This is a genomic window from Phytomonospora endophytica (genome assembly GCF_014202425.1).
Lineage (GTDB): Bacteria > Actinomycetota > Actinomycetes > Mycobacteriales > Micromonosporaceae > Phytomonospora > Phytomonospora endophytica.
Genome location: NZ_JACHGT010000011.1, coordinates 77,857 through 90,006, shown reverse-complemented (window position 1 = coordinate 90,006; position 12,150 = coordinate 77,857). Strand labels below are relative to the sequence as shown.

Annotated in this window: 11 protein-coding genes; 2 read left to right on the top strand and 9 right to left on the bottom strand. The window is 70.2% G+C overall.

The features are described 5' to 3' along the window. Positions 1 to 88: 88 nt before the first annotated feature. A complete protein-coding gene (locus HNR73_RS24235; RefSeq protein WP_184789903.1) occupies positions 89 to 739 on the bottom strand; it encodes a class I SAM-dependent methyltransferase in 651 nt (216 codons plus the stop codon). Next, positions 732 to 1,097 carry a winged helix-turn-helix transcriptional regulator gene (locus HNR73_RS24230; protein WP_239122280.1) on the bottom strand — a complete coding sequence of 122 codons (366 nt, stop codon included), beginning with the start codon at positions 1,095 to 1,097 and terminating at the stop codon, positions 732 to 734. The genes HNR73_RS24235 and HNR73_RS24230 overlap by 8 nt, the downstream gene beginning before the upstream one ends. A gap of 83 nt (positions 1,098 to 1,180) precedes the next feature. Between HNR73_RS24230 and HNR73_RS24225 the strand changes: the two genes are divergently transcribed. Continuing rightward, positions 1,181 to 1,822, top strand: a complete 642-nt coding sequence (locus HNR73_RS24225) for an NAD(P)-dependent oxidoreductase (RefSeq protein WP_184789902.1) — start codon at positions 1,181 to 1,183, stop codon at positions 1,820 to 1,822. A gap of 46 nt (positions 1,823 to 1,868) precedes the next feature. Here the strand turns inward: HNR73_RS24225 and HNR73_RS24220 are convergent, their stop codons facing one another. From HNR73_RS24220 to HNR73_RS24195, 7 genes are all read right to left on the bottom strand, one after another. Then, the gene (locus tag HNR73_RS24220) at positions 1,869 to 4,469 is read right to left on the bottom strand and encodes a choice-of-anchor D domain-containing protein (protein ID WP_184789901.1); all 2,601 of its coding nucleotides are present in this window, start codon (positions 4,467 to 4,469) and stop codon (positions 1,869 to 1,871) included. Beyond that, positions 4,466 to 6,130 carry a glycoside hydrolase family 13 protein gene (locus tag HNR73_RS24215; protein ID WP_184789900.1) on the bottom strand — a complete coding sequence of 555 codons (1,665 nt, stop codon included), beginning with the start codon at positions 6,128 to 6,130 and terminating at the stop codon, positions 4,466 to 4,468. The genes HNR73_RS24220 and HNR73_RS24215 overlap by 4 nt, the downstream gene beginning before the upstream one ends. A 45-nt stretch (positions 6,131 to 6,175) precedes the next feature. After that, on the bottom strand, positions 6,176 to 7,054 hold the full coding sequence (locus HNR73_RS24210; protein ID WP_184789899.1) for a carbohydrate ABC transporter permease: 879 nt from the start codon (positions 7,052 to 7,054) through the stop codon (positions 6,176 to 6,178). Then, on the bottom strand, positions 7,051 to 7,590 hold the full coding sequence (locus HNR73_RS40085) for a carbohydrate ABC transporter permease (protein ID WP_239122281.1): 540 nt from the start codon (positions 7,588 to 7,590) through the stop codon (positions 7,051 to 7,053). The genes HNR73_RS24210 and HNR73_RS40085 overlap by 4 nt, the downstream gene beginning before the upstream one ends. A 9-nt stretch (positions 7,591 to 7,599) precedes the next feature. Beyond that, positions 7,600 to 8,088, bottom strand: a complete 489-nt coding sequence (locus tag HNR73_RS40080) for a carbohydrate ABC transporter permease (protein WP_239122282.1) — start codon at positions 8,086 to 8,088, stop codon at positions 7,600 to 7,602. A gap of 781 nt (positions 8,089 to 8,869) precedes the next feature. Next, positions 8,870 to 10,228 carry an ABC transporter substrate-binding protein gene (locus HNR73_RS24200; RefSeq protein ID WP_184790082.1) on the bottom strand — a complete coding sequence of 453 codons (1,359 nt, stop codon included), beginning with the start codon at positions 10,226 to 10,228 and terminating at the stop codon, positions 8,870 to 8,872. A gap of 197 nt (positions 10,229 to 10,425) precedes the next feature. Next, positions 10,426 to 11,451, bottom strand: coding sequence for a LacI family DNA-binding transcriptional regulator (locus tag HNR73_RS24195; protein ID WP_184789898.1), 1,026 nt, complete (start codon positions 11,449 to 11,451; stop codon positions 10,426 to 10,428). A 173-nt stretch (positions 11,452 to 11,624) separates the two neighbouring features. Here HNR73_RS24195 and HNR73_RS24190 point away from each other — a divergent pair, with 173 nt between their 5' ends. Next, the gene (locus HNR73_RS24190) at positions 11,625 to 12,101 is read left to right on the top strand and encodes a carboxymuconolactone decarboxylase family protein (RefSeq protein WP_184789897.1); all 477 of its coding nucleotides are present in this window, start codon (positions 11,625 to 11,627) and stop codon (positions 12,099 to 12,101) included. The last annotated feature ends 49 nt before the right edge of the window (positions 12,102 to 12,150 follow it).

Sequence of the window (12,150 nt, the reverse complement as noted above, 5' to 3'; positions counted from 1 at the left end):
GTTGCGTGAAGAGGGCGGTGGGATACGACGGATCGGTGTGGTGGGAACGGATCGGGGTGTTACGCGCCGACCATCCGGAAGCTCGCGCTCACCCGTACCATCCCGCCACCGTCTCCGCGCCGGTGTAGTTCGGCCCCACCCGGTCGTCGGCGCCGAGGTACCGCCACGGCCAGACCACGTCGGCCGTGCCGCCGATGCGGGTGACCAGCCGCCGCCGCGTGTCGTAGCCGAATCCCGCCGCCCGCAACGCGGCCACGGCCCGCCGCCCGAGCGCGCCGCCGTCCTCCCCGCGCAAGGACTCCACGTCGAAGTTCGCCGCGAAGACCCCGCCTTCGCGCAGGACGGCCGCGCAGTACCGCAGCGCCCCGAGCTTGTCGCCCACGTAGTGCAGCCCGTGCACGCACGTCACCAGGTCGAACTCGCCAAGGTCGAGCGCGGCGAGTTCGCCGACACCGGCGACGATCCAGCGCACGCACGGGTCCTCGTGCGCGAAGTGGCCGACGAGGTCGACGGCCACGATCTCGGTCCCGGGGAGTGCGGCGGCGGCTTCGGTGGCCGCGCGGCCTTCCCCGCAGCAGAGGTCGAGCCAGCGGGCGCCGGGACCTCTCGCGGCGAGGACCTCGGCGATGTCGAGGCCCAGTTCCCTTCCGTAGGAGGCGATGCCGCGCCCCCGGTTCATGATCGTGTTGGCGACGATCGGCGACCAGGCCAGATCCTCGTCTCCGATGAGGTCAGCCATCCCACCCCGCCCGCGCCTCCAGCAACGCCGGCAGGTTCGCCGCGGCCCAGTCCCGGCACGCCTGGATCGGCGCGAGCAGCGTCCGCCCGAGGTCCGTCAGCTCGTACTCCACCCTCGGCGGGACCTCCGCGTACGCCGTCCGCGTCACCATCCCGTCGCGTTCCAGCGATCGCAGTGTCTCCGTCAGCACCTTCGACGTGACCGCGCGCATCGGGCGCTTGAGCTCGGTGAAGCGCAGCGGCCCGTTCTCCAGGAGCACGACCACCATCCCGCCCCACTTCTCGCCCACGCGGATGGGCATGGCGCTCGACGGGCACGCCGGGTCGAAGAAGTCCTCGTCGGGTATGGGCCGCGTCACAGGTCGCTCCCGCCATTGGTTCCGTTGAAGTAACCGGTATCCAAAAGATACCTTCGGCCTTCCCGACACCAAGGAGAGCCCGCATGTCCCACCTCATCGTCCTCGGCGCCGCAGGTCAGGGCGGTCGTGCCGTCGTCGCCGCCGCGCTCGCGCGCGGCCACGAGGTCACCGCGTTCGTCCGCGACGCCGCCAAGGCGCCCGCGGCCACCCGCGTCGTCCAGGGCGACGTCACCGACGCCTCCGCCGTCGCCGAGGCGATCCGGGGGCACGACGTCGCCGTCAACGCGACGGCCACGCTCGACGTCGATCCCGCCGTGTTCTTCCCGGCCGCCGCCGACGCGCTGATCGCCGCCGCGCCGCCGCGGCTGATCCACGTCTCGCTGTCGTCGCTGCTGGAGCTCTCACCCGGAGAGCGCCTGGTCGACGCGCCCGACTTCCCCGCCGAGTTCAGGCCGTTCAGCCTCGGCCACGCCGCCGGGTCCGCGCGACTCGCGTCGTCCTCATTGGACTGGACGGCCGTATCCCCCACCACCGACTTCGACCGCGAGTCGGCGCCCACGGGCTCGGCGAAGGCCGCGACGCTCGCCGACCTCGGCGTGACGAACTTCGCCGAGGCCTACGGCGGCGTCGGCCGGATCACCTACGCCGACTTCGCCACCGGGATCCTCGACCTCGTCGAGGACCCCGGCCACCGCGGAGTCCACATCGGACTCATCGCGGGCTGACCCGGCCCGGTCCGCCGCGCCCCCGGCGCGGCGGACCGTCGCCCGGTCAGCTCGCGTAGACCTCGAACTCCGAGCACTGACCCGCCGGCCAGCCGCTGTTCGCGGTGAACGTCAGGCGCAGGAAGCGCGCCGACGTGGCCGCGAAGGTGATCGTCGCGGTGTTGCCCGTCGCGGGATCGAAGGTGTACGACGTGGCACCGACGACGGTGGAGTAGCCCCCGCCGTCGGCCGACTTCGCGACCGCCACGGTCTGCGAACGCGTCCCCCACGCCGAGGACGGCGGGAGTTTCAGCACGATCCGGCCCACGTTCCGCGCCGAACCCAGGTCCACCGTCAGCGTCTGCGGGAAGGCGTTGTTCGCGCTCTCCCAGTAGCTGGAGGCGTTGCCGTCGACGGCGTTGCCCGGCCCGTACACCTGCGTGTAGCTGCTCGCCGACACCGGCCGGTTCAGCGCCAGGTTGGCGTTGGCCGTGGTTCCGTTGCCGGACAGGGAAACCGTGTGCGGGCTCCCCGTCGCGTTCGACGACACCGACAGCGCGCCCGTCCGCGAGCCCGCCGCCGTCGGCGTGAAGGTCACGTTCGCCGTGCAGCTCGCGCCCGGTGCGAGCGTGGCGCCGCAGTTGGTGGTGCGGGCGTAGTCGCCGGAGACCGACACCGAGGAGATGTTCGCGGTGGCGTCACCGGGGTTGCTGATCGTCACGGCCCTGGCCGCGCCGGTGGTGCCGACCTGCTGGTCGCCGAAGGCCAGGGCCCCTGGGCTCACGGCGATCCGGGGCCCGGTCGGTGTCGTTCCGCCGTAGTTCGGGGGCGGGAACGGTCCGCAGTAGGTGTTCGGCAGTTTCGTGTTCCAGCCCGAGTTGCCGCCGCCCTGGGTGATGGTGAAGCCGGAGCCCAGGCAGCTGTAGATCGGTTCGGTGAAGCCGATCCCGGTCGCGGTGACGTTCGTGAAACTCGCCGCACCCGGGTCGTTGAGCTGGATGGCGAAGGTGCCGGTCCGGTTGATCCGGACATTGTTGAAGTTGACGCCCCTGGTCGTGCCGGACACGAAGTGGATGGCCGCGTAGGAGCTGTCGATGATGTCGGTGTCGGTGACGTTGATGGTCGCGTTCACCATCGGCTCGTTGCGCGCGTCGAACCAGATCGCGCCGATCGGGAACGGCCAGTTGTAGTCGCCGTTACCGGCCCGGATCAGGGTGTTCCGCGCCAGGGTGAAGGTCCCCAGCACGCCCGTCGGGCCGTTGACGCCGTCGTACCTGTTGCCGACGTGCAGGCCGCCGCCGTTGCTGACGGTGTCGGCGACGACGTTGTCGGAGACGTTCATGTCCCGCCCGCCGTAGACGACGATGTTGTTGGCCAGGATCGGCAGCACGACGGTGTTGCGGACGAAGGAGTTGCCGGCGTTCGTGACTCCGCCGCGGTTCTCCGCCCACATCGCCAGGCCGTCGTCGCCGGTGTTGCGCACGAAGGTGTTCTCCACCGAGGAGTTGGTCACGCCGATGTGGAAGTTCACGCCGTCGGCGGTCTGGTCCAGGATGCGGCTGTTGACGATCCGGAAGCGGTCCATCGGCCCGTCCATCCAGGCGCCGACCTTGGTGTGCTGCATCCACACCGCGTCCACGGTGGAGTTCGACATGGCTCCGCCGATGGCGTTGACCTGGTCGCCGTCGACGCGCTCGGCGATGTCACCGATGATCGCGAAGTCCTTCAGCGTCACGTTCTGCGAAGGCCCGCCCTCGCCGACGTACTTGCCGTAGATCCCGACGGCCTTCTGCCGCTGCGTCGGGTGCCGGCCGGTCAGCACGCTGTACCACTGCCCGGCGCCGGCCAGCGTCACCTGGTCGACGATCACGTGGTCGTACAGGAAGTAGGTGCCCTGCGGGATGTAGACGACCTTGCCCTGAGTCCGCCCGGCGTCGACCGCGGCCTGGAACGCGGCCGTGGAGTCACCGCCGCCGTTGGGGTTGGCGCCATAGTCCACAACGGACAGTGCGCCCGCCGGGCGCCCGATCGGCGCGGCGACGTTCTCGAAGTCGGCGAGGTCGATGGTGAACGACGACGCGCCCATCGACGCGACCTGAAGCCGGACCTTCGTGCCCGCACCGAGAGTCGAGCCGAACATGGTGCGCGTCTCGTCGTAGAAGTGGTGCGGCTTGTCGCCGGGCTGGTTGGTGAACGGGTAACTGCCGTAGAACCAACCGTACTTCGAGGTCAGCGGCAGGTCCCTGACCTTCGAGCCGTTCACCCGCAGGTCGATCGGTGCCGTAATGCCGGTCCCGGCGGCATTGTCGGGCAGGCTGTAGCGGACCGTCATCGCGTTGGCCGGCGCCGTGAGGGTGAACTCGACGTACTCGCCGACCGCGTCGAGGGTCACCGCCCGGCGGCCCGAAGCCTCCGACGGAAGCGTCGTGTACAGCCGGTTCGGGCCGATCACGGTCCCGTTGTGGGCGACGTTCTCAGCCTCCTGCTCGATGAACGGGACGGTCGCACCGCCGGCGACGTCGAAGGCCGAGACCTCCGGCGCCGGGGCGGCGGCAACGTTGTCTCCTAAAGGCTTCCCGGCGGTCACCGGGCCGGCCGACAGGACACCGGCGGCCAGCACCGCCGTCGTCGCGAGCACCGGCCAGGCCCTCCTTCGTAACATGGTCATCGCACTTTCCTCTCCATCTCGGGGTTCTCGGGCAGGGCGGTGTGGCCGCGCAGCCAGACCGCGGAGTCGGTGGGAAGCGAACCGCCGTCGAGTTCGGCGCTGGCCAGCAGCACCTCGGCGCCCTCGGGCAACGCGACGGGATCCGGCGACAGGTTGACCACGCAGGTCACCTGGTCCTCACGGGTGAAGGCCAGCACGCCCTCCGGCGCGTCGACCCAGGCCATCGGGCCGTGACCGAGGGCGGGTTCGCCGCGGCGCGCGCGAAGCGCCCTCCGGTACAGGTTCAGCATGGAGGCCGGGTCGCCGTCCTCGGCCTCGGCGGTTCGGTCGCGCCAGGCGGCGGGCTGCGGCAGCCACGGCGTCGTCCCCTGTGGACCGAAGCCGAACGGCGGTTCCTGCCCCGACCAGGGGATCGGGACACGGCAGCCGTCACGACCGGGATCGGCGTGGTTCGAGCGATGCCACATCGGATCGTCGCGCAGCTCCTCGGGAATGTCCTCGACCTCCCACAACCCCAGCTCCTCGCCCTGGTAGACGTAGGTGGATCCGGGCAGTGCCAGGCACAGCAGCAACGCCGCCCGCGCCCGGCGCTCGCCGAGGGCGAGGTCGACGGGGATCTCACCGGCGCCGTTCTTCTTGGCGGCGAAGCTGAAGGACGTGTCGGCGCGGCCGTAACGGGTGACATGGCGGGTGACGTCGTGGTTGGACAGCACCCACGTCGCCGGCGCCCCGACGGGCTCGTGGTAACGGATGGTGTCGTCGACGACCTTCCGCAGTTCGCCCGCGTCCCAGGGACAGCCGAGGAAGCCGAAGTTGAAGGCGGTGTGCATCTCGTCGGGCCGCAGGTAGTTGGCGAAGCGGACCGGGTCGGGCAGCCACACCTCGCCGACGAGCATGCGGTCGCCGTCGTAGGTGTCGCTCAGCGCCCGCCAGGAGCGGTAGATGTCGTGGACCTCGTCGCGGTCGGTGAACAACGGGTCGGCGTCGTCGCCGCCGTCGGGCAGCGCCGGATCCTTGACCAGCAGCGCCGCGGAGTCGACGCGGATGCCGTCGACGCCCCGGTCGAGCCAGAAGCGCAGCACGTCGAGGAACTCCTCGCGCACCGCCGGGTGCTCCCAGTTCAGGTCCGGCTGCTCGGGTGCGAACAGGTGCAGGTACCACTCCCCGGGCGTGCCGTCGGCGTTCTTCGTGCGGGTCCAGGCCGGTCCCCCGAAGATCGAACGCCAGTCGTTCGGCGGCTCGGCGCCGTGCTCGCCGCGGCCCGGCCGGAACCAGAAGCGTTGCCGCATCGCGCTTCCCTCGCCGTCGGCGAGCGCCTGCTGGAACCACGGCATCGCGTCGGAGCCGTGGTTGGGGACGACGTCGACGATGATGCGCACGCCCAGCCCGTGCGCCTCCTCGATGAGCGCCTCGGCCTCGGCGAGGGTCCCGAAGACCGGCGCGATGTCGCGGTACTCGATGACGTCGTATCCGGCGTCGGCCATCGGTGAGGGATACCAGGGACTGAACCAGATCGCGTCGATCCCGAGTTCGGCCAGGTAGGGCAGTCGCGCGCGGATCCCGGCGAGGTCGCCGACGCCGTCGCCGTTGCCGTCGGCGAAGCTGCGGGGATAGACCTGGTAGATGACCGCGTCCTGCCACCAGGCGTTGGTTGTAGCCACAGACGGACCTGCTTTCGTTGCGGGGATGGGGATCGCGGGCCGGGTTCAGCCCTTGACCCCGCCGGCGGACAGTCCGGCGAGGATCTGGCGTTGCAGCGCGAGGAAGATCACGACCATGGGGACGCTGGCGATGACGAGACCGGCGAACATCTCGCTGTCGGTGATGTAACTGGTGTTGGCCAGGCGGCTCAGCGCGACGCTGAGGGTCTGGGTGTCGGGGTCCTGCAGGACGAGGAAGGGCCAGAGGAAGTCCTTCCACATGCCGATGACGGCGAAGATCGACACCACCGACAGCACCGGCCGCGACAGTGGGAGCACGACACTCCACAGGATCCGCAGCCGTCCGGCGCCGTCGATGCTGGCGGCGTCGAGGAGTTCACCGGGGATCTGGTCGAAGAAACGCTTCAGCAGGTAGATGTTGAAGGCGTTCGCGGCGGCCGGAAGCCACAGCGCCCAGGGCGTGTTCAGCAGGTTCACGCCGAACAGCGGGACGTCGGCGACGGTCATGTAGGCCGGGATCAGCAGCGCCGTCGCCGGGAGCATGAGGCTCGCCAGCATCGCGCCGAGGACGACCCGGCCGCCCCACGGCCGCAGGCGCGACAGGGCGTAGGCGGCGCACACGTCGACGGCGATCTGGATGAACCAGCCGCCCACGGCGTAGAAGGCGGTGTTGAGGAAGTACTTCCCGATCTGGAGCTGCGTCCAGGCCGTGGCGAAGGAGTCGAGGTTCCACGTCTCGGGGATCAGCGTCGGTGTGGCCCGCGCGAGCTCGTCGGGGTCCTTCACCGCGCCGGTGACCATCCAGTACAGGGGGAAGAGGAAGACGAACGCGAACACGACGACCGTCACCGCGACGGCGGTCAGGTGCAGGAGCCGGCCGCGCCTGCGCCGCAGGACGGTCTCGGAGATGAGGGTCCGGGTCATGCCGACTCCCTTTCGCGGGTGACGCGCAGGTAGATCGCGGAGAACAGCGCGAGGACGACGAACAGGACGACGCTCATCGCCGCGGCGAGCCCGAAGTCGTGGTTGACGGTGAACGCGTACCGGTAGACCAGGACCATCACGGTGATCGTGTCCGGGTTGGTCGTGCCGGTCAGCTGGTAGGGCTCGATGAAGACCTGCATCGTGGAGATGATCTGCAGCAGCAGCATGACGAGCAGGACGAAACGCGTCTGCGGGATCGTCACGTGCCGGACGCGCTGCCAGACGCTCGCGCCTTCGAGTTCGGCGGCCTCGTAGAGCTCGCCGGGGATGTTCTGGAGGGCGGCGAGGTAGATGATCGTGGTGCCGCCGAGGTTCGCCCAGGTCGCGACGAGGACGAGGGAGACCATCGCGGTGTCGGGCGACTGGACCCACTGCGACGGCGGGAGGCCGATGCCGCTGAGGATCGAGTTGAACAGGCCGTTGCCGGGGTCGTAGAAGTACTGCCACAGCAGGACGACGACGATCGGCGGGAGCATCAGCGGGAGTTAGACCGCGATGCGGAAGAAGCCCTTGAGGGCGCGGAGTTCGTTGAGGAACACCGCGAGGACGAAGGGGACGGCGAAGCCGAGGACGAGGGCGATGCCGGTGAAGACGAGGGTGTTCTTCCAGGCCGTCCAGAACAGCGGATCGGCGAAGAGGGAGTCGTAGTTCTCGGTGCCGACCCAGTAGGGGTCGGTGACGAAGTTGACCTGCTGGAAGGACAGGATCACGCCGCGGACGAGGGGATACCAGGAGAAGAGCGCGAAGCACGCGAGGCCGGCGGCGAGGAAGAGGTAGGCGAGGGCGTTGTCGCCGAGTTTGCGGCGGATGCGCACGGGGATGCGGGCGGCCAGGCCGTTGGGCCTGCGCGGGGTGGGGTCGGGCGCGTCGGGGAGGCGCGACCACTGGGGGGAGTTCTCGCGGCCGCCGGGGTTCGTCCGGTCCTTCGGGACGGCCGCGCCGGTGGTGGGGCCGGTGGTGGCGGGGCCGGTCATGGCCGGCCGCCGCTCGACGGCCCCGGAGGGGCGGGACGGCGGCCCGGCGCCACGGCCGGGTCCGTCCACTGTGGGTTGTCCACATTGGTCCTGTTGTCCACAGGAAAGCCCTTTCATGTTCGACGGCCGCGCGTGGCGCCGATCTACCGTCAGATGTAGGGAGGAGGCCGGGAGGCCCCTGGCTTGGGTTCTGGGCGACGGGGGGTGACGGGGTGCGGTGACGGGGATGCGGTGACGGCGGCGGGGTGACGGGGTGACGGGCCGGGCGGCAGTGACCGCGTGGGGTTCGCGGGCCGCTCGGGCGGCGACGCGACTCTGGGGAACGACGCGACCGGGTGGACCGAGACGCCCTGGTGGGACGAGCCGACCCGGTGGATCGAGACGACCCGGCGGGACGACGCAAGCCAGGCGGGACGACCCACCCCGGTGGACCGAGCCGACCCAGTGGATCGAGCCACCCCGGCAGGACGACGCGACCCGGTGGACCGACCCACCCGGTGGACCGACCCACCCCGGAGCGAAGACCCACCCCGAGCGGAACGCGGCGGCCCGTAGAGCACCCGACCCGAGAGCCGGCACCCGACCCGAGAGCCGAGTCCCCTCGCGAGGCGGCACCTCCCAGGGCCGGAAACCCGGCCCCACGGAACGTCCCTCCCCGGCGGCGAACCCGCCGCGGCCGCGGGTGCCGAGCCCGGAGGCTGCTCGGCACCCGCGTGCCCGGCCGGCCGAAGGGAAACCCGCCGGGCCGTGCGAGGTGAGCCGGGCGTGGAGCCCTAACCCGTCACTTCACGGCCGCGAGGATCGAGTTCGCCTGCGTCTCCGCGTCGGCCAGCAACGCGGCTATGTCGGCGTTCTCGTCGGTCAGCACCTTGTTCATCGGCACGTCCAGCAGCGCGTAGAGGGCCTGCGCGTTCGGCGGTTCCAGCTTCAGCGGGATCGTGCTCATCGCGTTGACGAAGGGCGAGAAGTTCTCGACCGGCATGTTGGCGTACTTCGCCCGCGCGTCGGTGAGGGCCTTGGCGGCGTCACCGGCCCAGATCTGCGGCTCGGGCAGCCCGACGGGGCTCCCGGTGTCGGACGACCACTTCGTGTTGAACTCGATGCGCGCCGGGTCGGGGTTGGCGAAGGCGTAGGTCAGCCACTTCAGGCCCGCGCGGATCGTCGCGGGGCTCGCCTTGGCGTTGAACATGTACCCGTCGCCGCCGGCGAGGGTCGCGGTGCCGCCCGGGATGGGGCCGAGTCCGTAGTCCTTGTACTCGCCCTTGTACTCCTGCACGATCGTCGGCAGCATGTTCGCGTCGCCGAGGTACATGCCGAGCTTGCCCGAGCCCATCAGCCGCAGCAGGTCGGCGTATTCGAGGCCCTGACGGGTGCCCATGCTGTCATCGGTCCAGCGCATGTCCTTGAGGTTCTGCAGGACCTGCTTGCCGAGGTCGTTGTTGAACGACGCCTTCCACGTCCCGCCCTCGTTGACGGCGAGGTCGCCGCCGACGGAGTACAGCGCGGTCGTGAAGTGCCAGCCGCCGGTGTTGTTCTTGCTGTACTCGCCGTAGCCGACGTAGTCCTTGCCGAGCGCGGCGATCTTCTGCGCGGCGGTGCGGACGTCGGCCCAGGTCTTCGGCGGGCTGTTGGGATCGAGCCCGGCCTTCTCGAACAGCGCCCGGTTGTAGACCAGCCCGGTGGAGTAGTTGCCCTGCGGGACGCCGTAGACGCGGCCCTTGTCGTCGGAGTAGACGGCCATCAGTTCGGGCCGGATCTGGGCGAGGGCGGGGAAGTCCTTGACGTAGTCGGTGATGTCGGCGACCTGGTGCCGCGCGATGAGCCCGGCGGGGTCGGTGAAGTACGTGTAGAACACGTCTTCGAGCTGGCCGCCGGCGAGCTTGGCCTGGAACTCCTCGGGGACCATCTTGCCTTCGCGGGCGTCGATGGTGATGTCGGGATTGGCGGCTTCGAACTCGGCGACGTCGGCGAGGAACTTCTCGCGGTTGACCTTCTCGGTCTCCGGCGGCAGGCCGTTGACGACGAGCGTCACCGGACCGTCCTGCTGGGGCTCTTCGTCGTCGCCGCAGGCGGTGAGGCTGAACGCCAGACCGGCCGCGACGACCAGGGCGGTCGCCCTGCCGTACAGGGAGCGCTTCATTTGGGGTGGGACCTTCCGGGTGTCGGGCTGTCTTGTGAGGTAGGTCATGTCATGAAGGTTGCCGCTGAACATACAGAACCGAATCTGTTTCTGCAAGATTTCAACTTGCAGATGGAACTTATAGACAGATCAACATCCGGTTTCGGGCATGCAAAAGGGCGGGATCCGTCCGGATCCCGCCCTTTTCTCGCGTGCCGTCAGTCCCTGGGCGCCGGCCCCGTCGAGCCCCGGACCACCAGCTCGGGCTCGAACAGCAGCTCGTCGGGGGTGATGGCGGCGCCGTCGATGAGGTTGGCGAGCAGGTCGACGGCGGCCTGGCCCATCGCCTCGATCGGCTGACGGACCGTCGTCAGCGGCGGGTCGGTGCACGTCATCAGCGCCGAGTCGTCGAAACCGATGACCGACACGTCCTCGGGCACCCGCAGGCCCATGCGCCGCACGGCCCGCACGGCCCCCAGTGCCATGACGTCGCTGGCGCAGATGATGCCGGTGACACCGCGCTGCACGAGCCGCGTCGCCGCGGCCCGCGCGCCCTCCATCGAGAAGGGCGAGCGCTCGATGCACTCCTCGACGCGCGCCGGGTCGGCCAGCGGCGAGCCGAGCCGGGCGGCGGCGACGCGCAGTCCTTCGGTCTTGCGCCGCGACGGGAGGTGGTCCTCGGCACCGAGGACGAGCCCGATGCGTTCGTGGCCGAGGGAGACGAGGTGGCCGAAGGCCTGCTCGACGGCGACGGCGTCGTCGGCGGAGATGCGGGAGAAGCCGAGGTTCTCGACACCGGCGTTGATGAGGACGACGGGCAGGCCGCGGTCGGTGAAGCGGGAGTAGTGGGTGTGGTCGGCGTTGGCCAGGGCGTACTGGCCGCCGGCGAAGATCACGCCGGAGACCTGGTGGTCGAGGAGCATGTCGACGTAGTCGGACTCCTGGACGCCGCCTATGGTGCGCGCGCAGAGCGCGGGGGTGAAGCCGCGCTGGGCGAGCGCGCCGGCGACGACCTCGGCGAAGGCCGGGAAGATCGGGTTCTGGAGTTCGGGGAGGACCAGGCCGACGAGGCGGGCGCGTTCGCCGCGGAGCTTGGTGGGACGTTCGTAGCCGAGGACGTCGAGGGCGGTCAGGACGGCCGCCCGGGTGGTCTCGGCGACGCCCTGGCGGCCGTTGAGGACGCGGCTGACGGTGGCCTCGCTGACCCCGGCCTTCTTGGCGACCTCACTGATGCGACGTGTCATGACCGAAAGTGTAGGACGGTTCTTTGCAAGAAGCTGTCTTGCGTTGGACGTGCGGTGACGGATGCACGTCAAGGCGGTGCCGTGGCGTGCGTCACTGTCACAGGCTTCGAAGCGGCGGCATCTCATGTCCGGCCGGTGAGACGCACCGGGACCGAAGACAGGGAGACCCCACCATGACCGTTCGCCTGAACCTCGCCGCGAGCGAGACCGTCGTCAAGGCCCAGAAGCACTTCGGGGCCGCGTCCGGCGCAATCATCAAGGGCTCGGGGCTGCCGCGGCCGCTGATCGAGATGGTGAGCCTGCGCGCGAGCCAGATCAACGGCTGCGGGTACTGCACCGACGCCCACACCAAGGAGCTCGCCCACGCCGGTGAGGACGCCGTCCGCGTCAACCTCGTGGCGACCTGGCGCGAGTCGACGGTGTACACCGACGCCGAACGCGCCGCCCTGGAGCTGACCGAGGAGGGCACCCGCATCGCCGACGCCGCCGGCGGCGTCGGCGACCACGTGTGGGAAAACGCGGCGAAGCACTACGACGAGGAGCAGCTCGCCGCGCTGGTCATGGTGATCAGCCTGATCAACGCCGCCAACCGGATGGGCGTCATCGCCCGCATGCCGGGCGGCTCGTACCGCGCCGGACAGTTCGGCTGAGCCGGACGCCGCCGCGCGCCCCGGGCACGGGTGTGCCCGGGGCCGGTGT